The organism is Enterobacter sp. Y17 (genome assembly GCF_019730495.1).
In the GTDB taxonomy this organism is placed as follows: Bacteria; Pseudomonadota; Gammaproteobacteria; order Enterobacterales; family Enterobacteriaceae; genus Enterobacter; species Enterobacter asburiae_B.
Map to the genome: position 1 here is coordinate 2,931,098 of NZ_JAASKP010000001.1, position 18,487 is coordinate 2,949,584.

Genomic DNA, 18,487 nt, shown 5'->3' on the forward strand with positions numbered 1-18,487 from the left:
GGTTAACATACCTCTATGTGGTAAAGACGTTCAAGGACAGATCCATCTTTTACGCGGTTATTACTACGATAACGAGTGTAAGGGAGTTCATGCAAAGCTACCTTTCCGTACTCCCTTAATAAGGATAACAGTTCATCTTCACCCACTTGCCCATCTTGGCTGTAGGAAATAAATATGTGAGGAACGTCCAGTTGTTCTAGAGTTTTGCGAAAAGCCATAATAGCATTGCGCCGATAGCAAAAATCAGATGCCTGTTCTTGCCATGGGCGAAGTCCACCATCACCAATTGCTGTTGGCTCATCTTCACGAGCAATAGTCTCTAATATGTGATAATTTCCAGCATATTGCCGTTTAGTATAAGGGGGATCAAGATAAACTGCATCCACTTTAAGCAGTGATGCATTATCTTCAATGGCCCCTTGAATAACCCGATGGCACCCAGGCGTGTTCTCAAATTCAATACGCTCAAACGTTATCGGCTGAAGGGCAGAACGAGACAGTTTACGCAAAAAATATCCATAGGTCCCGCTGATATTTGCAATTTTATTTGTAGAGAGGATGAGATGATGGAGCATTAGGCTATGCTCAATTTCACTAATATCGCCGGATTTAACAACATTACGTATGCCAGCTCGAACGCCATCAATGTGTGCTGCATTCTCTGCAGAGAAGTACAGGCGCGGCGCTCGCCCATTTTCTGGTCTACCAGACTCCCCAAACTCACGAAAAAAATACCCCTCAACGGGCTCAATTGAACGCATCCATTCCAACATTTGGCTATAGCCGCCAAATGAGCTAAAAGCAGGCTCTTGCTTCGCAAGCAATCGAACCTTTGCATGAATTACAGGAAAAGTTAAAGTATCGGCAGCTGTTACTGAGTAGTTGGCACGGGCCAAAGCTAGAGAAACAGAAGCAGTCCCGCACATTGGGTCTGCTACTGATGAGCCAGCCGGTAGAATTTGTGCAATTTCTCCTACAATCCAGTCAGCCAACCGAGTTTTATTGCCCAAATAACGGAACGACATAATTTCCCCATTACCTTTTATTTAGAATATAATTATTTCTTCTTAATGATTATGCGTTCATACATACGACGATAGGTACCATCACCATTTGGCAGGTAAAAACGAGGCCCTCCAGGTTGATATGTACCTTTAGCAGCAATCTGCGACATAGGTCGGCTCAAGGTTTTACTTGAACCCAAGATCTCAAATTGCTCAGGGTTAAATTTATCTAAAAAGGTAATTGGAACCCCCATCGCACCAGAATAATCCTTGGGAATATCCTTACTCTTCCCGACATCAATAGCGTCAAAATTTGCATATTTAGGATATTTATCTGGAGAATATGTATTTTCCAAGACTAAATCAACATATCGACTCGGATAATCGAGGTTTGTAAACCAACGCACACCCTTTACTCTAACATATTTATTTCCTTGCTCATCAATCCTTGAGCCGGCTGCGGTTAGTGGATAGTCGTCGGGAACACGGAACTCTCGATCACCACTACGAATACTTGGCCCATACCATATCTTATTGGTCTGAATTAAAGGGAATATATTTTTATATGTTACAGCATTCATATTTCCAATAATTACGAATTTTTTATTATACTTAACAAGTTGAGCTACATATTCATTAAAAAGTGAGAAGGGAGGATTTGTTACCACTATGTCGGCCTGCTCAAGTAATGCCACGCTTTCGGAACTACGAAAGTCCCCATCACCGCTAAGCTGTTTGATACCGATAACTTCAGCATTTGGGATCTGATCACCACGTTTTTCGCCAGAATACTCTAGATAAACTGCTTTACCAGATTCATTTTTCATAAATAAATCAGCGTCTTGACTGCGGTAACATGTTGTAATAAGTTTTTTTAACCCAAGCCTATGGAAATTTTCTGAAAAATAACGAAAAAAATTACTTTCTCTCGGATCATCACAGTTACAATAAACAACTTTTCCTTGAAAATGTTCGATGTAATGTTCTAGTTCAAGCTCAATGTCACCTAGTGATGTAAAAAACTCATCCTTTTTTGCATATCTTGCTTGCTTGAAATCCATGTTTCGCGTAGTGGGTGCAGTGTTGTTTTTCATCATCATTAACTCCTAAGCATCAGACATATTAGCAATTATTTTCAAATCGTCAAGCTCATTATTAATAATTTAGTCAGTTATGCATCAAAAAGCCTGAACATCTTATCAACAGAAAACAGAAAACAGAAAACAGAAAACAGAAAACAGAAAACAGAAAACATTACATCACAAAAAACCAACCGGAACTCACAATATTCTTAAAGCATTCATATCACCAACAATATATAAAGAGCATTACAAAAACCATAACCAAATAAAGCCAAAGCATCCAGCGCGACATGCTACAATTAATTAAAACAAACAAGTTATTACATATATTAAGGAGAATCACAATTTAAACAACCAGGACAAAAAACTAAAAACAAATTACAAAATGGCACAACAAAAATATGAGTATCGAAATTATTTCGCAATCAGCCTGATGGCATATCAAAAAAATCAACACCAGGAATACAATGTTAAAAATCAAGTTACCAATAAAATATTTATTTATAAAAAACTCTCACATGGAAAAATCATCGAGAAACTATATTTTTTTATAAATTCTATTAAAGCCGTATATTTTCCATATATCCCAGTAAAAACACCTAACATGAAAAATAATGATTTGACATTTATGGTTTTAACATAAAAATTGAAAGAAGATAAAACCCGTATACATTTACCTAAGATTTTATGTCTTTTGGTGCCGAAGGCCGGACTCGAACCGGCACGTATTTCTACGGTTGATTTTGAATCAACTGCGTCTACCGATTTCGCCACTTCGGCACTGAAGGGGATGCGGAAACGTTGTGGATTATACCTGTCGCGCGCCGCCATGCAAGCGACGACGCGCTAAACACGCGCTAAGTGCCCAAAAAACCAGCGCCCTTCGTCACTCCAGCTCAGACACCGCCAGCCGAATCACCCCCGCCGCCTTCTGCTCCGGCAGCGCCAGCACCTTCGCCCACATCTCCTGCACCATATCGCAGGAGAGCTTCTCTTTACCCGCCGCCTTCTCCGGCATCTGCAGCAGCTGGATGTCCTCGCCGTACTTATCGGCAAGTTGCTTCATAATCGGCCGCACGTCCTCGACGGCCGCCTCGCGTTCGGCCTGGGTCACGGTGTGGCGGTTTTTGCCGTAGGCTGCGCGCATCATGTCGGCGTCGGCCTGCATGCGCCGCGTCATCAGGTCTTTATCCAGCATGCGCATCGGGTTCACGCCGCCCTTCACCGTCGGGTAGAGGAAGCGGAAGCAGGCGTCGTCGCTCACCTTCTGGATGGCGGCGGTTTGCTCCATGTTGATGGTCATGTAGTTCACCACGTTGGCGTCCGGGGCGTTTTGCAGGCGCGACATCTGCAGATGCAGGATCTGCGGCTGGATGGTGTCGATAATCTGCTGCTCCGGCTCGCCCGCTTTTTGCAGGGCGGCCATCTGGTCGAGGATGCGCTGATGCAGCGCGGGCTCCTGCTCCTTAATCACCTGCCAGGCGGGCATCGCGTTAAGGGCGGAATCCATCTGCCGTTCCGGAGCGCGCTGCCTGTCGAAGAACACCCAGAACGCCACGGCGGCGGCCACCACAACAACCATCGCGGTACGGGTCCACGTTTTATTCATCTCGCATCCTTATCCTTGAGTTGTGCCGGTTTACACCGGCACGCCGCTGTGGAAGCGAAACTCGTTGTCCGGTGTCGAGATAAGTGTGGCTTCAATTTCGCCAAAATGCTGTATGCGCGGTGAGATATCGTCGTCGCTCACCTGCCGGGCAAGCGTCAGGTAGTCCTGATAGTGGCGCGCTTCCGAGCGCAGCAGCGAGAGATAGAACTTCTGCAGGTCGTCGTCGAGGAACGGGGCCAGCGCGGCGAAGCGTTCGCAGGAGCGGGCTTCGATGTAGGCGCCGCAGATGAGCTTGTCGATCAGCGTCAGCGGTTCGTGGGTGCGCACGTCCTTCAGCATCCCTTTGGCGTAGCGGCTGGCGGTGATTTTGACGTACGGAATATCGCGGGCCAGCATCGCCTCGCGCACCTGCCAGAAGTGGTGCAGCTCCTCTTTAATCAGCAGCACCATGCTGTCGATGAGCGCCTGGCCCCACGGGTCGTCGGTTTTGGGCATCACGCTTTTGCCAATCTGCTTGTGCAGGGCGATGAAGTCCGGCTCCGGGCCGTCGCGGAAGGTGAACTGTTCGTAGGGTTTAAGCCAGTCGAGCAGCGCGTCGGCACCGCTTTCGTCGGCGACGTATTTACGCACCAGCAGCAGCGCGGTCTGGGCGGCCTTGAGCTCGCACACCATGTGGTCGGTGAGCAGCAGCGGCAGGTTTGCCGGGTCGCGGGCTTTATCAATCCATGCTTGCGGGGTCGGGCACTGGAGGAAGCTGAGTATGGGGGCGAGTATCTGCGGGTAATCCATGGTTCTGCCTTGAAAAAGCGGTGGCGCGCGCCACCGCCTGAAACGCTTAGTGACGCACGCCGTCGTCGTCTTCGTCGACGTAATCTTCGTCGTCGCCTTCTTCGCCGTCTTCACCGTTCGGATCTTCGAAGTAGGTTCCCCAGCCGTCGTATTCCACTTCAAACTTCTCGGCCAGGTTCATCAGCTGTTCTACCTGCGCGTCGATCAGCTCCGCCTTCAGCGCGCCTTCGCTCAGGATGTCGCAGCAGATGACGGTGTCGCCCTCTTCCACTTCAAGCTCTTCCGGCTCGGTCACTTCGTAACCCAGCTTGAAGGCTTCCACGGCCAGTTTTTCCAGCGCGTCGAAATCATCCGCAGAGAAATGGTGCTCGATGGTGTACAGCGCGTCCGGATCGCTACCGTCTTCCAGCAGTTCTTCAATAATCAGACGCGTCTCTTCGCGTTGCTCTTCCAGGTGTTCCGGGTTTGCCATGGCTCAATCCTCTTTAAAGTGCGGCAGATACTTCTATTTTCACACACGGACGGGTTTGCCTCCACCTTTGTAAGAAAGAATTGTGAAACGGGGTTGCAAATGAATAATTACACATATAAAGTGAATTTTAATTCAATAAGTGGCGTTCGCCATGCGAGGATAAGATGTCCGATTTATACAAGAAACACTTTCTGAAATTGCTCGACTTTACCCCTGCACAGTTCACTTCTCTGCTGACCCTTGCCGCACAGCTAAAAGCCGATAAAAAAAATGGCAAGGAAGTACAGAAGCTTACCGGTAAAAACATCGCGCTCATCTTCGAAAAAGACTCGACCCGTACACGTTGCTCTTTCGAAGTTGCCGCATTTGACCAGGGCGCGCGCGTCACCTATTTAGGGCCGAGCGGCAGCCAGATTGGGCATAAAGAGTCAATTAAGGACACCGCGCGAGTTCTCGGGCGGATGTATGACGGCATTCAGTATCGCGGCCACGGCCAGGAAGTGGTCGAGACGCTGGCGCAGTACGCGGGCGTGCCGGTATGGAACGGGCTGACCAACGAGTTCCACCCGACCCAGCTGCTGGCGGACCTGCTGACCATGCAGGAGCACCTGCCGGGCAAGGCGTTTAACGAGATGACGCTGGTCTACGCGGGCGACGCGCGCAACAACATGGGCAACTCGATGCTGGAAGCGGCGGCGCTGACCGGGCTGGATCTGCGCCTGGTGGCCCCGAAAGCCTGCTGGCCGGAAGAGAGCCTGGTGGCGGAGTGCAGCGCGCTGGCGGAGAAGCACGGCGGGAAGATTGTCCTGACGGAAGACGTGGCGGCAGGCGTGAAGGGCGCGGACTTTATCTATACCGACGTGTGGGTGTCGATGGGCGAAGCCAAAGAGAAGTGGGCGGAGCGGATTGCGCTGCTGCGCGGGTATCAGGTGAACGCGCAGATGATGGCGCTGACCGGCAACCCAAACGTGAAGTTCCTGCACTGTCTGCCGGCGTTCCATGACGACCAGACCACGCTCGGCAAGCAGATGGCGAAAGAGTTCGACCTGCACGGCGGGATGGAAGTGACGGACGAGGTGTTTGAGTCGGCGGCGAGCATCGTGTTCGACCAGGCGGAAAACCGGATGCATACGATTAAGGCGGTGATGGTGGCGACGCTTGGGGAGTGAGCCTCTCTCTTACCTTGAGATGGTGATTATCTGCTGAATTATTTTTCAGCAGATAATCATTTCCAGTTTACGAGCAAAAAAATCATTTTACTGACGCATCCTCAGATAAGCATCAACCATAATATGTATTTATAATTTTATTAACCATTATTTATTAGATTGATGATGGTTAATATTAGATCATTATCAATTACAAACCATTGTAAATATCCGGTGTAATGTTTCCTTATTACTACGTTTCGTTAATAAAATAAGGATTATTTTATGTCATGGAATAAGCATGAAGCTGTGTCATATGCCCGCAGCCACGCACATCATAACAGTACGGGTTACTGCGCTCGCGCCGTCGCTGCAGCTATTCGTGCCGGAGGTTTGAAAATTGATGGTGCTGATGCAAAAAACTTCTGGCGCTCTCTTGAGAAGGCAGGATTCAGCAAGGTGTACGGCACACCCATTGAGGGTGATGTCGCAGTAATTGACGCATTACCAGGTGCGCATCAGAATGGGCATGCATGTATCTACGACGAATCGGGTACCTGGTATTCAGATTTTAAACAGAACAGCCTTTATCCCGGCCAGACATATCGTAAGATACAGCCAAAAATCACCCTTTACAGGCACTACTGATATGAAAAATATCTTACTGCTTCTCTTCATATTTTCTTTCTCTGTAATGGCTGGCCACTCTGACCCGATTGAGCGTGCTGTAAAATTTAACAGCTGGTACGTTAATCAAATCAACAAAGATGCATTTCCCATTACTGATGGAAATGAAATAGATAAATATGTCACAGCATCAACAATGAAAAAACTCCGTCATACGCAGGATCCGCGTTATGCCGACGAAGAGTTTTACGAAGCCGATATGTTTTTAAAAGCGCAATACGTTGGCGATGACTGGCCCCAGAATGTAACAGCCATAGCCGGGGATACCGATCCAGTTTGTGTCAACGTATACATTGCATTTGGCAAAAAGCAGGAGCACATAGTCATAGACTGCATGGTTAAAGAAAACAACTTATGGAAGGTACAGTCAGTTTCTAATGCGGATTTTTCAAGAAATCTGGCTATATCTAAATGAGCCAAACAAAGTTCTTATCACTCTAGTGGTTCAGTGCGCCTTTCTTGCCGGGTGGCGCTGCGCTTACCCGGCCTACTTTGTGCAACGATATCAATAATCGTAGGCCCGGTAAGCGCAGCGCCACCGGGCAAATCAAGCACCGATACGGCCCTCTCCCTGTGGGAGAGGGAGTAAACCCGATTAGCTAATCAGCATTTTCACCACAACCTTGCGCACCTTCGCAGGCGCGCCCACCGCGCACAGCGGCTTATGCACTTCACCCGGCCAGAACACCACAAAATCCCCTTCGCTCAGCACCACGGTTTTCTCCTGCTCGCCTTCCGGCAGGAACGCGATGTCTTTCTCCGCCAACCAGTCGGTGTCGGGCGCGCCGTGCGGCAGGGTGCTGAAGGTCATCCCTTCCTGGCCCTTCATAATTATCTGGATGTCCAGATAGCGCGCGTGGTACTCGGCGCGGCGCTCGGCGAACCGCTGGGTCATATCTTCCGAGACCAGATAGAACAGGCTGCTGCCGTTGATGTCGTGCTTGCCGAGCGGCGTGGCGTCGGTGACGTGGGCTTTAACGTGCTCAATCGCCTGGCGCAGCGCGTCAGGCAGCCAGGGCTGCAGATGGTGGATGTTGCCGATAATCATGTGAAATCCCTCTACGTAAAACAACGTTTCATTTTTATCTTTTATACGAGAGTTAAGACTGCCATACCAGCCCTTTTTCGAAGAGGTTTGCGCGAGCGCATGTTTATCGGGAAAGGTGTTAACCCACTGTTAATCCTGTCCAGGCAATTATGCAGGGGTTATGCATAACCTCGATCAGCGCTTGTCGGACGGCTGTTCTAACCTCTTGATCATGCTCTCTAATTAACAAAACCCGTTGCCGCCTCACACTTTACTGTTTTGATAATTTGCTCTAAAAAACCATAATTATTTATTGATTTTTCTTAAGTCAAAAATAGTTAATTACTTTAATTGCATAGCAATTCTTGCTCATGATATTTATCATTTAAAATCAGCCACATAACGATATATTTCAAAACATTAAAATCTACAAAATAATAACAATCTCAAATAATGCCACCGAATCCTGCTTAGCTATTCACCCCTCAATAATATGAAATTAATCATTATCTGATGCGAATCATGCAAATGAAAACAAACTCCTTAATATCCGGTTTCGCGTGAGCAATATCACAATACGGATTATTTAACTGCCTAGTATGAATCACGAAATCAATTGAGCTTAGCCGCCATGAAATTAAACACATCACATGGCGCATGCCCTTTTTATTCTGAAAAACAGTTAAAGGAATAATTATGGAAAAGCATTACGTCGGTTCTGAAATTGGTCAATTGCGTAGCGTTATGCTGCATCGTCCTAATTTAAGTCTGAAACGCTTAACGCCATCAAACTGTCAGGAGCTGCTTTTCGATGACGTGCTCTCGGTTGAGCGGGCGGGTGAGGAGCATGACATCTTCGCCAACACGCTGCGCGAGCAGGGTGTGGAAGTCCTGCTGTTGACCGACCTTCTGACACAAACCCTTGATATTGCAGAAGCGAAAGCCTGGCTTCTGGATACCCAAATCTCTGACTATCGCCTCGGCCCAACCTTTGCCGGCGACGTGCGCGGCTGGCTGGCGGATATGCCGCACCGCGAACTGGCGCGCAGACTGAGCGGAGGATTAACCTATGGCGAAATTCCGGCGGCCATTAAAAATATGGTGGTGGATACCCACACGGCGAATGATTTTATTATGAAGCCGCTGCCGAACCATTTATTTACCCGCGATACCTCGTGCTGGATTTATAACGGCGTCTCTATTAACCCAATGGCGAAACCGGCCCGTCAGCGTGAAACCAATAACCTGCGGGCAATATATCGCTGGCACCCGGCGTTTGCCGACGGCGATTTTATTAAGTATTTCGGCGACGAGAATATTAATTATGACCACACCACGCTAGAAGGCGGCGACGTACTGGTGATTGGCCGCGGGGCGGTATTGATCGGCATGTCCGAGCGCACGACGCCGCAGGGCGTGGAGTTCCTCGCCAACAGCCTGTTCAAACACCGTCAGGCCGAGCGCGTGATCGCCGTTGAGCTGCCAAAACACCGCTCCTGCATGCACCTCGACACCGTCATGACCCACATCGACATCGACACCTTCTCCGTCTACCCGGAAGTGGTGCGCAAAGACGCCCAGTGCTGGACGCTCACCCCGGACGGACGCGGCGGCCTGCTGCGCACCCAGGAAACCGACCTGCTGCACGCCATCGAGAAAGCGCTCGGCATTAACCAGGTGCGCCTGATCACCACCGGCGGCGACGCCTTTGAAGCCGAACGCGAGCAGTGGAACGACGCCAACAACGTGCTGACCATCCGCCCGGGCGTGGTAATTGGCTACGAGCGCAACGTCTGGACCAACGAGAAGTACGACAAAGCGGGCATCACCGTGCTGCCTATCCCGGGCGATGAGCTCGGACGCGGTCGCGGCGGCGCGCGCTGCATGAGCTGCCCGCTGGAACGCGACGGAATTTAAAGGAGCCATCATGGAACGAAAACCCACTCTGGTTGTGGCCCTTGGCGGCAACGCGCTGCTCAAGCGCGGCGAGCCGCTGGAAGCCGAAATCCAGCGTCAGAACATCGAGCAGGCCGCCCGCACCATCGCCGGATTAACAGAACAGTGGCGCGTGGTGCTGGTGCACGGCAACGGGCCGCAGGTCGGGCTGCTGGCGCTGCAGAACAGCGCCTACGACAAAGTCACACCCTACCCGCTGGACGTTCTCGGCGCCGAAAGCCAGGGAATGATCGGCTACATGCTCCAGCAGGCGCTGAAAAACAATCTGCCGCAGCGCGAGGTGAGCGTCCTGCTCACGCAGGTGGAAGTGGACGCCGCCGACCCGGCCTTCAGCAACCCCACCAAATACATCGGCCCGGTGTACAGCGAAGCCCAGGCGAAAGCGCTCGCTGCGGAAAAAGGCTGGGTGTTCAAGGCCGACGGCAGCTACGTCCGCCGCGTGGTGCCGTCACCGCAGCCGAAGCGCATCGTCGAGAGCGACGCCATCACGGCGCTGATCCAGCGCGATCACCTGGTGATCTGCAACGGCGGCGGCGGCGTGCCGGTAGTGGAGAACGCCAACGGCTATCGCGGCATTGAGGCGGTGATCGACAAAGACCTCTCCGCCGCCCTGCTGGCGAGGCAGATCGAGGCCGACGCCCTGCTGATCCTGACCGATGCCGACGCGGTGTACCTCGACTGGGGCAAGCCGACCCAGCGCCCGCTGGCGCAGGTAACGCCGGAGCTGCTCAGAGGCATGCAGTTCGACGCCGGATCGATGGGGCCGAAAGTGGCCGCCTGCCGCGAGTTTGTTGAGGCCTGCAACGGCATTGCCGGGATCGGCGCGCTGGCCGACGGCGCGGAGATCCTGGCAGGCGAGAAAGGCACGTTGATTCGTAACTGAGTCGTTTTCCCCTCACCCTAACCCTCTCCCTAAGGGAGAGGGAATGTAAGCCCCCCTCTCCCTGTGGGAGAGGGCCGGGGTGAGGGCATCAGACAGCTAATTTTTAAAAGGATTTCCCACATGACCATCAACCTGAAAAACCGCAACTTCCTGAAACTGCTGGACTACACCCCGGCGGAGATCCAGTACCTGATCGACCTCGCCATCGAGCTGAAAGCGGCCAAAAAAGCCGGACGTGAAAAGCAAACCCTGGTCGGGAAAAACATCGCCCTGATTTTTGAAAAAACCTCCACCCGCACCCGCTGCGCATTCGAAGTGGGCGCGTTCGACCAGGGCGCGCAGGTGACCTACCTCGGCCCAAGCGGCTCGCAGATCGGCCATAAAGAGTCGATGAAAGACACCGCCCGCGTGCTGGGCCGCATGTATGACGGCATCGAATACCGCGGCTACGGCCAGGCCATCGTCGAAGAGCTGGGCGAGTACGCGGGCGTGCCGGTGTGGAACGGCCTGACCGACGAGTTCCACCCAACGCAGATCCTCGCCGACCTGATGACCATGCTGGAGCACGCGCCGGGCAAAACCCTGCCGGAGCTGAGCTTTGCCTACCTGGGCGACGCGCGCAACAACATGGGCAACTCGCTGATGGTCGGCGCGGCCAAGATGGGGATGGATATCCGCCTCGTCGCACCGAAATCCTTCTGGCCGGAAGCCGGGCTGGTTGAGCAGTGCCGCGCCATCGCGAAAGAGACGGGCGCGCGCATCACCCTCACCGACGACGTGGAAGAAGGTGTGCAGGGGACCGATTTCCTCTACACCGACGTGTGGGTCTCCATGGGCGAGCCGAAGGAGGCCTGGGCCGAGCGCGTCAGCCTGATGAAGCCGTATCAAATCAACGCGGACGTGATGAAAGCCACCGGCAACCCGAACGTCAAGTTTATGCACTGCCTGCCGGCGTTCCACAACGAACACACCAAAGTGGGCCGCGAGATCGAGATGGCCTACGGCCTGAAGGGGCTGGAGGTGACGGAAGAGGTCTTCGAATCACCGAACTCCATCGTCTTCGACGAAGCAGAGAACCGCATGCACACCATTAAAGCGGTCATGGTGGCGACACTCGGCGACTAATCACCGCCCGGCGCGCCGCGCGGTGCGCCGGGTTTAAGGAGAACATCATGGGCAAGTTTAAGTTTCCCTCCGCTTACACCATTCTCTTTTTCCTGATTGCCGTTGTGGCGGCGCTGAGCTGGGTCGTCCCCGCCGGTCAGTACCAGATGGCGATGAACGAAACCCTCGGTAAAGAAGTCCCGATTGCCGGAACGTACGCGCACGTAGCGGCACATCCGCAGGGGCTGGTTTCCGTCCTGATGGCGCCCATCGCCGGGCTGTACGATCCGGTCTCCGGCCAGGCCGGGGCGATCGACGTCGCGCTGTTTATCCTGATCATCGGCGGTTTTCTCGGGATCGTCACCAAAACCGGGGCGATTGACGCCGGGATCGAGCGCGTCACCACCCGGCTGCGCGGGCGCGAGGAGTGGATGATCCCGATCCTGATGGCGCTGTTTGCCGCGGGCGGCACGATTTACGGCATGGCCGAAGAGTCGCTGCCGTTCTACACCCTGCTGGTACCGGTGATGCTGGCCGCTCGGTTCGATCCGGTTGTCGCCGCCTCTACCGTGCTGCTCGGGGCGGGGATCGGCACGCTCGGCTCCACCATTAACCCGTTTGCCACGGTGATCGCCGCCAACGCCGCCGGGATCCCCTTCACTAACGGCATCGCCCTGCGCGTGGCGCTGCTGGTCATCGGCTGGGTCATCTGCGTGGCGTGGGTGATGCGTTACGCCCGTAAGGTGCGTTTGGATCCGTCGCTGTCGATCGTCGCAGACAAACAGGAAGAGAACCGCGCCCACTTCCTCGGCGACAAGGGCGAACAGTCGCTGGAATTTACCCCGGTGCGCAAAATCATCCTGGTGATTTTCGCCCTCGCCTTCGCGGTGATGATCTACGGCGTGGCGGTGCTGGGCTGGTGGATGGCGGAGATCTCAGCGGTGTTTCTCGCCAGCGCGATTATCGTCGGCCTGATTGCCCGCATGAGCGAAGAGGAGCTGACGTCGACGTTTATCAACGGCGCGCGAGATTTGCTGGGCGTCGCGCTGATTATCGGCATCGCGCGCGGTATCGTAGTCATCATGGATAAGGGCATGATTACCCACACCATTTTGCACAGCGCGGAAGGGCTGGTCAGCGGGTTGTCCACGGTAGCGTTTATCAACGTGATGTACTGGCTGGAGGTCGTGCTGTCGTTTCTTGTGCCTTCTTCATCCGGCCTGGCCGTTCTGACGATGCCGATCATGGCGCCGCTTGCCGATTTCGCTAACGTCAACCGCGACCTGGTGGTGACGGCTTACCAGTCGGCCTCCGGCATCGTTAACCTCGTCACGCCCACTTCTGCCGTCGTGATGGGCGGGCTGGCCATCGCCCGCGTGCCCTACGTGCGCTATCTGAAATGGGTGGCGCCGCTGCTGGGCATTTTAACGGTGGTGATTATGGTGGCGTTAAGTCTGGGTGCCTTGTTGTGATTTGCCGGATGGCGCTGCGCTTATCCGGCCTACGGATCGGTGCGGTGCCACCGGTTATTTCAGGAACTGATATGGGAACTATGATGGATTACGAAGAGTACTCTCCCAAAGAGCAACTACAGCTGACGGTCTGCCAGCGCCTGATCGCAGAAAAAAGCTATCTCTCTCAGGAGGAGATCCGCCGGGATTTGCAGGAGCGTGGTTTTGAGACCATCAGCCAGTCCACCGTTTCACGTTTGCTTAAATTGCTCGGCGTCATAAAAATTCGAAATGCCAAAGGGCTAAAGATTTATTCGCTGAATCCCCAGCTGCGCCCTGCCCCCGACGCCGCGCGTACCGTGTCCGAAATGGTGGTCAGCGTCGAGCACAATAGCGAGTTTATCCTTGTTCATACCGTCGCCGGATATGGCCGCGCGGTGGCGCGTATTCTGGATTATCACCAGCTGCCGGAAATTTTAGGCGTGGTGGCCGGCAGCAGTATCGTCTGGGTCGCTCCCCGGGTCGTGAAGCGCACCGCCCTGGTGCATAAGCAAATTAATTATTTACTCAGAACGCATTAATATTCATAAAGAACCGTTTGCATTGAGTAAAGCGTGCATTAAATCGCTTGATCCGAAAAGCGAGCTGCGTATAATGCCCGACAATTTGCCGGGAGGAAGCATGGTCAAGCGTGTACGATATAACGTCTTACCGCGTCTGAAATCAGACGCTGGCCTGCCGTTTTTCTTCCCGTTGCTAAACCTATTCCCAGAGCCCCTCATTTGAGGGGCTTTTTTTTGCCCGGCGTCAGGAGATAAACATGAATCCGCTTTATCAAAAACACATCATTTCCATAAACGACCTCAGCCGCGAAGAGCTGGAACTGGTTCTGGAAACCGCGGCAAAACTGAAGGCTAATCCGCAACCGGAGCTGCTGAAGCACAAGGTGATTGCGAGCTGCTTCTTCGAAGCCTCGACCCGCACCCGCCTCTCCTTTGAAACCTCCATGCACCGCCTGGGCGCGAGCGTGGTGGGCTTCTCGGACAGCAGCAACACGTCGCTGGGTAAAAAAGGCGAAACCCTGGCGGACACCATTTCAGTGATCAGCACCTACGTCGACGCGATTGTGATGCGTCATCCGCAGGAGGGCGCGGCGCGCCTGGCGACCGAATTTTCCGGCGGCATCCCGGTGCTGAACGCCGGTGACGGTGCCAACCAGCATCCGACGCAGACCCTGCTGGATCTGTTTACCATTCAGGAGACGCAGGGCAAGCTCGAGAACCTGAATATCGCCATGGTCGGCGACCTGAAATATGGCCGCACCGTCCACTCCCTGACCCAGGCGCTGGCGAAATTTAACGGCAACCGCTTCTTCTTCATCGCCCCGGACGCGCTGGCGATGCCGCAGTACATTCTCGACATGCTGGACGAAAAAGGCATTCAGTGGAGCCTGCACGCCAGCATCGAAGAGGTGATGAGCCACGTGGATATTCTCTACATGACCCGCGTGCAGAAAGAGCGTCTGGATCCGTCCGAATACGCCAACGTGAAGGCACAGTTCGTGCTGCGCGCCAGCGACCTCGAGGGCGCGCGCGACAACATGAAGGTGCTGCATCCGCTGCCGCGCATCGATGAGATCACCACAGACGTGGATAAAACGCCGCACGCCTGGTACTTCCAGCAGGCCGGAAACGGCATCTTCGCCCGCCAGGCGTTACTGGCACTGGTTCTGAATCGCGAATTGGCACTGTAAGGGGAAACGACCATGACACACGATAACAAACTCCAGGTTGAAGCCATCAAGCGCGGCACCGTGATTGACCACATCCCTGCGCAGGTGGGCTTTAAGCTGCTGACGCTGTTCAAACTGACCGAAACCGACCAGCGCATCACCATCGGCCTGAACCTGCCGTCGGGCGAGATGGGCCGCAAGGACCTGATTAAAATCGAGAACACCTTCCTGACCGACGAGCAGGTCAACCAGCTGTCGCTGTACGCGCCGGACGCCACCGTCAACCGCATCGACGAGTATGAAGTGGTCGGCAAATCCCGTCCGAGCCTGCCGGATCGCATTGAAAGCGTGCTGGTCTGCCCGAACAGCAACTGCATCAGTCATGCTGAGCCGGTTTCTTCCAGCTTTGCAGTGAAAAAACGCGCCGATGACATCGCGCTCAAATGCAAATACTGCGAAAAAGAGTTTTCTCATTATGTGGTGCTGGCCAACTAATTGAGGTTGGTAATGAAATCCCGGCTGTTATAATGGCCGGGAACATTCTTAACGCTGTAATTCTGGAGAAAACATGAGCAAAGTACTCGCGACGGAAAATGCACCAGCGGCTATCGGCCCTTACGTTCAGGGCGTTGATCTGGGTAGCATGATCATCACTTCCGGTCAGATCCCGGTGAACCCAAAAACCGGCGCGGTGCCGGAAGACGTCGCGGCACAGGCGCGTCAGTCGCTGGAAAACGTGCAGGCTATCGTTGAATCTGCCGGTCTGAAAGTGGGCGATATCGTGAAAACCACCGTTTTCGTGAAGGATCTGAACGATTTCGCGACCGTTAACGCCACTTACGAAGCGTTCTTCACCGAGCACAACGCCACCTTCCCGGCGCGCTCCTGCGTGGAAGTGGCCCGTCTGCCAAAAGACGTGAAAATTGAAATCGAAGCGATTGCAGTACGTCGCTAATTCGCTTTGGCGATAAAAAAAGGCAGCCCAGGCTGCCTTTTTTGTTGCTTGCTACTGATTCCGCGTCGCCCTGAGCAGCGTCTCCAGCGGATAGACCGCCGCAATCACCACCTCGTCCTGAACCTTCGCTGCGTTATCCAGCTCGCTCTGAATTGACGCTATTTCTTTATCATCCAGCGTGCCCTGCCGCGCCACCAGATCCGTCAGCCTCAGGCCAATGGAGGCCAGCTTATCCACCTCCTGGATCACCGGCTTCATCGCCTTCAGCTGATAGCTGTTTTCGCTTAGCGCCAGCGCGTCGCTGGTGTTGCTCTGCCAGCGGTTAAAGACGTGGCGCAGCGCGTCGGCGCTTTCCGCGTCTTCCGCATCGCTCACCAGGCGGTCCGCCCATTTGTTCATCTGGCGCACGGTGGCGCTTTCGGCGTTCAGCGCATCGGCGAAGCGGTTGAGCGGTTCGAACTGATGATAATTTCCCGCCTGGAACTTCAGGTGCTGGCGGGTGTAATACTGCGCGGGCTCTACCGCCTGCGCGAGGATCTGCAGCGGCAGCGTGTCGGCATTACCGGCAAGGCGCGTGAACTGCACCTGCTGCTGGGTATGCTGCTGCAGCCTGACAGACACCGTCGACCAGCTGTCCATCGCCTGCAGGCGGGTGTACATGTTGTCGACGTCGTTGACGTCCTGCGCCGACCACAGCCGCTCCGCCACCGCGAAGGTGCGCGGCCACAGGCGGATATCCAGCACCGGCGCCACCACGTTTTCCGCCCACAGCGCGGCTTCCCCGCCGAGCAGGTTGGCCTGATTCGCCACGTCCGGCACGACCGGCGGAATGCCTTTCGGCACCGCGTCCAGACGCGTGCCGCTGATTGGGTAACGCGTATTCCCCACCAGGAAATAGCCGGTGAGCTTGTCGTTATCAACGGAAACCACCGGGCGCGTCTCGCCCATCCACGTGTCGACGGTGAAGGTCACCTGGCTGTCATCGCGCCATTCAATATCCTGCACCGCGCGGCGGGATTTCCCGGCAAAATCAATAAACCCGCGCCAGCCTGAATCCCCTTTCACCAGCGTAAAGCTCCCCTCCACCGGCTTGCCCTTCAGGCGCGGCATGGAGAAGGCCCAGCTCTGGACGCTGTCGCTGTCTGCAATCACATCCACGCCGTTCAGCCCCTGCGGGACAATTTCGTTGCGGTAGTGATAGGCGGTGGACTGGGGCTGGTCGAGATAGAAGCCCGTCGAGAGAATGCCCTTGTAGCCGTTTTGCGCCACCTGCCCCAGCGCGTCCTGCCCCTGCCAGGACTGGATCAGAATGCTTTTCGGCAGGTCGGGATGGTAGATCTCGTCCCAGCCGACCATCTGCCGGTGATGCTTCTCAAGGATCGTTTCCAGCCTGCGGTTGAAATACGCCTGCAGCGCGTGGCTGTCCGCCAGCCTGTTGTCGCGCATGAAGTTCTGGATCGCGGCATTCGCTTTCCACTGGCTGTCGTCCACCTCATCGCCGCCGATATGCAGATACGGATCGGGGAAGATCGCCGCCAGTTCGCTGACCATCGCGTCGGCAAAGGCGTAGGTTGCCTCTTTGGTGGGATCTAAAACCGGCTTCAGCACGCCCCAGTGGCGCTCCATGGCGTACGGCCCCGGGGCGCTCATCAGCTCCGGATAGGCTACGGCAATCGCCGAGGCGTGGCCCGGCATGTCGATCTCCGGCACCACGCGGATACCGCGTTCGGCGGCGTAACGCACCACTTCACGCATCTGTTCAGGCGTGTAGTACAGCCCGTCGCTGGCAAGCTGCGTCAGCTTAGGGTAGCGCTTCGAGCTGAAGCGCCAGCCCTGGTCGTCGGTCAGGTGCCAGTGCAGGACGTTGAGCTTCGCCGCGGCCATGCCGTCGATCTGGCGCTTGATATCCGGCAGCGGAATAAAGTGACGCGCCGAGTCGAGCAGCAGCCCGCGCCACGGGAAGCGCGGCGAATCTTCAATGGTGACCCACGGCAGCGAGGTGTTTTCCGCCCCGTTTTGCATCAGCTGGAGCAGGGTTTCCATGGCGCGCAGCGCGCCGAAGCGGGTGTTGGCGGAGATATCAACGCCGTTGGCGTCCACCGTGAGCTTATAGCTTTCATCGCTGTCCGGCAGCGGCTGCGGCTTGACCTTTTTGGCAATCGCGATGCGGATGGTCGGTTTATCTGGTTTTTCAGCCTGGGGCTGCAGCGTCCAGCCGGTTTGTAGGGCAATGCGCTGGCGCAGGCGGTTGACGGCGTCACCGAGATCGTCCCCGCTGACGCTAATGGATACGTTGTTGTTGAGCACCAGCGCGCCCTGGGTCGTCGGGCGTTCGACCTTCGCAGGCCAGGGCATCAAAGGGAGATCGCCTGCCGGGGCGGCAAACGCAGAGGCGCCGAGCATCAGCCCGGCGGTTAAGAGACTGTACCGTAACATGAATGTTCCTTATCTGACGGGCCAAATATACCCGTCATACTTCAAGTTGCCTGTGCGTTGGCTGCACTCGTTCACCCCGGTCACTTACTTATGTAAGCTCCCGGGGATTCACTCCCTTGCCGCCTTCATGCAACTCGAATTATTTAGGGTAT

20 protein-coding genes, 1 tRNA gene and 1 pseudogene are annotated in these 18,487 nt (G+C 54.4%); 13 read left to right on the forward strand and 9 right to left on the reverse strand.

Annotated features, from left to right (window positions below; all coding sequences use genetic code 11):
• Positions 1-2: 2 nt before the first annotated feature.
• The 6 genes from HCH49_RS13780 to rraB form a co-directional block, all read right to left on the reverse strand.
• Positions 3-1,025: a DNA adenine methylase gene (locus HCH49_RS13780; RefSeq protein WP_221702845.1), complete on the reverse strand. Its 1,023-nt coding sequence runs from the start codon at positions 1,023-1,025 to the stop codon at positions 3-5.
• A 32-nt stretch (positions 1,026-1,057) separates the two neighbouring features.
• On the reverse strand, positions 1,058-2,104 hold the full coding sequence (locus HCH49_RS13785) for an adenine-specific methyltransferase EcoRI family protein (RefSeq protein WP_221702846.1): 1,047 nt from the start codon (positions 2,102-2,104) through the stop codon (positions 1,058-1,060).
• A 677-nt stretch (positions 2,105-2,781) separates the two neighbouring features.
• Positions 2,782-2,866, reverse strand: a tRNA-Leu gene (locus HCH49_RS13790).
• Positions 2,867-2,972: 106 nt separating this feature from the next.
• Positions 2,973-3,695, reverse strand: coding sequence for a hypothetical protein (locus HCH49_RS13795; protein WP_048980674.1), 723 nt, complete (start codon positions 3,693-3,695; stop codon positions 2,973-2,975).
• 30 nt (positions 3,696-3,725) lie between these two features.
• The gene (gene miaE / locus HCH49_RS13800; RefSeq protein ID WP_221702847.1) at positions 3,726-4,484 is read right to left on the reverse strand and encodes a tRNA isopentenyl-2-thiomethyl-A-37 hydroxylase MiaE; all 759 of its coding nucleotides are present in this window, start codon (positions 4,482-4,484) and stop codon (positions 3,726-3,728) included.
• A gap of 46 nt (positions 4,485-4,530) precedes the next feature.
• Positions 4,531-4,956 (reverse strand): ribonuclease E inhibitor RraB, encoded by a 426-nt coding sequence (rraB, locus tag HCH49_RS13805; protein WP_029739283.1) that lies wholly within the window; start codon positions 4,954-4,956, stop codon positions 4,531-4,533.
• A gap of 99 nt (positions 4,957-5,055) precedes the next feature.
• Here rraB and argL point away from each other — a divergent pair, with 99 nt between their 5' ends.
• From argL to HCH49_RS13825, 4 genes are all read left to right on the forward strand, one after another.
• Positions 5,056-5,151: a putative translational regulatory protein ArgL gene (gene argL, locus HCH49_RS13810; protein ID WP_213705005.1), complete on the forward strand. Its 96-nt coding sequence runs from the start codon at positions 5,056-5,058 to the stop codon at positions 5,149-5,151.
• On the forward strand, positions 5,121-6,125 hold the full coding sequence (gene argF, locus HCH49_RS13815) for an ornithine carbamoyltransferase (protein ID WP_047059078.1): 1,005 nt from the start codon (positions 5,121-5,123) through the stop codon (positions 6,123-6,125). The genes argL and argF (HCH49_RS13815) overlap by 31 nt, the downstream gene beginning before the upstream one ends.
• 264 nt (positions 6,126-6,389) lie before the next feature.
• Entirely contained in the window at positions 6,390-6,752 is a 363-nt protein-coding gene (locus tag HCH49_RS13820; protein WP_221702848.1) for a CHAP domain-containing protein, read from the forward strand.
• A 1-nt stretch (position 6,753) separates the two neighbouring features.
• Positions 6,754-7,206 (forward strand): DUF3828 domain-containing protein, encoded by a 453-nt coding sequence (locus HCH49_RS13825; protein WP_221702849.1) that lies wholly within the window; start codon positions 6,754-6,756, stop codon positions 7,204-7,206.
• Positions 7,207-7,386: 180 nt separating this feature from the next.
• On the opposite strand, the gene HCH49_RS13830 is transcribed toward HCH49_RS13825, so the two are convergent.
• On the reverse strand, positions 7,387-7,839 hold the full coding sequence (locus tag HCH49_RS13830; protein ID WP_221702850.1) for a YhcH/YjgK/YiaL family protein: 453 nt from the start codon (positions 7,837-7,839) through the stop codon (positions 7,387-7,389).
• A 675-nt stretch (positions 7,840-8,514) separates the two neighbouring features.
• Here HCH49_RS13830 and arcA point away from each other — a divergent pair.
• From arcA to HCH49_RS13855, 5 genes are all read left to right on the forward strand, one after another.
• Positions 8,515-9,735, forward strand: a complete 1,221-nt coding sequence (arcA, locus tag HCH49_RS13835; protein WP_221702851.1) for an arginine deiminase — start codon at positions 8,515-8,517, stop codon at positions 9,733-9,735.
• Between the two features lie 10 nt (positions 9,736-9,745).
• Positions 9,746-10,657 (forward strand): carbamate kinase, encoded by a 912-nt coding sequence (arcC, locus tag HCH49_RS13840; protein WP_033144506.1) that lies wholly within the window; start codon positions 9,746-9,748, stop codon positions 10,655-10,657.
• 120 nt (positions 10,658-10,777) lie between these two features.
• A complete protein-coding gene (gene argF, locus HCH49_RS13845; RefSeq protein WP_032647051.1) occupies positions 10,778-11,782 on the forward strand; it encodes an ornithine carbamoyltransferase in 1,005 nt (334 codons plus the stop codon).
• A 47-nt stretch (positions 11,783-11,829) separates the two neighbouring features.
• Positions 11,830-13,233, forward strand: a complete 1,404-nt coding sequence (locus tag HCH49_RS13850) for a YfcC family protein (protein ID WP_047059521.1) — start codon at positions 11,830-11,832, stop codon at positions 13,231-13,233.
• An 80-nt stretch (positions 13,234-13,313) separates the two neighbouring features.
• Positions 13,314-13,793, forward strand: coding sequence for an arginine repressor (locus HCH49_RS13855; protein WP_029739272.1), 480 nt, complete (start codon positions 13,314-13,316; stop codon positions 13,791-13,793).
• Between the two features lie 3 nt (positions 13,794-13,796).
• On the opposite strand, the pseudogene HCH49_RS13860 reads toward HCH49_RS13855, so the two are convergent.
• A pseudogene (locus HCH49_RS13860) lies at positions 13,797-13,914 on the reverse strand (hypothetical protein).
• Between HCH49_RS13860 and HCH49_RS13865 the strand changes: the two are divergent.
• The 4 genes from HCH49_RS13865 to ridA all read left to right on the forward strand — a co-directional run bounded on the left by HCH49_RS13865 (position 13,894) and on the right by ridA (position 15,899).
• On the forward strand, positions 13,894-13,998 hold the full coding sequence (locus tag HCH49_RS13865) for a pyrBI operon leader peptide (protein ID WP_221702852.1): 105 nt from the start codon (positions 13,894-13,896) through the stop codon (positions 13,996-13,998). The pseudogene HCH49_RS13860 and the gene HCH49_RS13865 overlap by 21 nt on opposite strands.
• A 34-nt stretch (positions 13,999-14,032) precedes the next feature.
• Positions 14,033-14,965 (forward strand): aspartate carbamoyltransferase, encoded by a 933-nt coding sequence (gene pyrB, locus HCH49_RS13870; protein ID WP_023310198.1) that lies wholly within the window; start codon positions 14,033-14,035, stop codon positions 14,963-14,965.
• A 12-nt stretch (positions 14,966-14,977) separates the two neighbouring features.
• On the forward strand, positions 14,978-15,439 hold the full coding sequence (gene pyrI, locus HCH49_RS13875; RefSeq protein WP_023310197.1) for an aspartate carbamoyltransferase regulatory subunit: 462 nt from the start codon (positions 14,978-14,980) through the stop codon (positions 15,437-15,439).
• 73 nt (positions 15,440-15,512) lie between these two features.
• The gene (ridA, locus tag HCH49_RS13880; protein ID WP_008501391.1) at positions 15,513-15,899 is read left to right on the forward strand and encodes a 2-iminobutanoate/2-iminopropanoate deaminase; all 387 of its coding nucleotides are present in this window, start codon (positions 15,513-15,515) and stop codon (positions 15,897-15,899) included.
• A 51-nt stretch (positions 15,900-15,950) separates the two neighbouring features.
• On the opposite strand, the gene HCH49_RS13885 is transcribed toward ridA, so the two are convergent.
• Positions 15,951-18,335 carry a beta-N-acetylhexosaminidase gene (locus HCH49_RS13885; protein WP_221702853.1) on the reverse strand — a complete coding sequence of 795 codons (2,385 nt, stop codon included), beginning with the start codon at positions 18,333-18,335 and terminating at the stop codon, positions 15,951-15,953.
• Positions 18,336-18,487: the final 152 nt, after the last annotated feature.

Coding starts and splice junctions, on each gene's coding strand:
- HCH49_RS13850 (WP_047059521.1), top strand. CDS start 11,830: ATGGGCAAGTTTAAGTTTCCCTCCGCTTACACCATTCTCTTTTTCCTG.
- HCH49_RS13865 (WP_221702852.1), top strand. CDS start 13,894: ATGGTCAAGCGTGTACGATATAACGTCTTACCGCGTCTGAAATCAGAC.
- HCH49_RS13825 (WP_221702849.1), top strand. CDS start 6,754: ATGAAAAATATCTTACTGCTTCTCTTCATATTTTCTTTCTCTGTAATG.
- arcA (WP_221702851.1), top strand. CDS start 8,515: ATGGAAAAGCATTACGTCGGTTCTGAAATTGGTCAATTGCGTAGCGTT.
- HCH49_RS13785 (WP_221702846.1), bottom strand. CDS start 2,104: ATGATGATGAAAAACAACACTGCACCCACTACGCGAAACATGGATTTC.
- miaE (WP_221702847.1), bottom strand. CDS start 4,484: ATGGATTACCCGCAGATACTCGCCCCCATACTCAGCTTCCTCCAGTGC.
- argF (WP_047059078.1), top strand. CDS start 5,121: ATGTCCGATTTATACAAGAAACACTTTCTGAAATTGCTCGACTTTACC.
- pyrB (WP_023310198.1), top strand. CDS start 14,033: ATGAATCCGCTTTATCAAAAACACATCATTTCCATAAACGACCTCAGC.
- ridA (WP_008501391.1), top strand. CDS start 15,513: ATGAGCAAAGTACTCGCGACGGAAAATGCACCAGCGGCTATCGGCCCT.
- arcC (WP_033144506.1), top strand. CDS start 9,746: ATGGAACGAAAACCCACTCTGGTTGTGGCCCTTGGCGGCAACGCGCTG.
- HCH49_RS13795 (WP_048980674.1), bottom strand. CDS start 3,695: ATGAATAAAACGTGGACCCGTACCGCGATGGTTGTTGTGGTGGCCGCC.
- HCH49_RS13780 (WP_221702845.1), bottom strand. CDS start 1,025: ATGTCGTTCCGTTATTTGGGCAATAAAACTCGGTTGGCTGACTGGATT.
- rraB (WP_029739283.1), bottom strand. CDS start 4,956: ATGGCAAACCCGGAACACCTGGAAGAGCAACGCGAAGAGACGCGTCTG.
- argL (WP_213705005.1), top strand. CDS start 5,056: ATGAATAATTACACATATAAAGTGAATTTTAATTCAATAAGTGGCGTT.
- HCH49_RS13885 (WP_221702853.1), bottom strand. CDS start 18,335: ATGTTACGGTACAGTCTCTTAACCGCCGGGCTGATGCTCGGCGCCTCT.
- HCH49_RS13830 (WP_221702850.1), bottom strand. CDS start 7,839: ATGATTATCGGCAACATCCACCATCTGCAGCCCTGGCTGCCTGACGCG.
- HCH49_RS13820 (WP_221702848.1), top strand. CDS start 6,390: ATGTCATGGAATAAGCATGAAGCTGTGTCATATGCCCGCAGCCACGCA.
- pyrI (WP_023310197.1), top strand. CDS start 14,978: ATGACACACGATAACAAACTCCAGGTTGAAGCCATCAAGCGCGGCACC.
- argF (WP_032647051.1), top strand. CDS start 10,778: ATGACCATCAACCTGAAAAACCGCAACTTCCTGAAACTGCTGGACTAC.
- HCH49_RS13855 (WP_029739272.1), top strand. CDS start 13,314: ATGATGGATTACGAAGAGTACTCTCCCAAAGAGCAACTACAGCTGACG.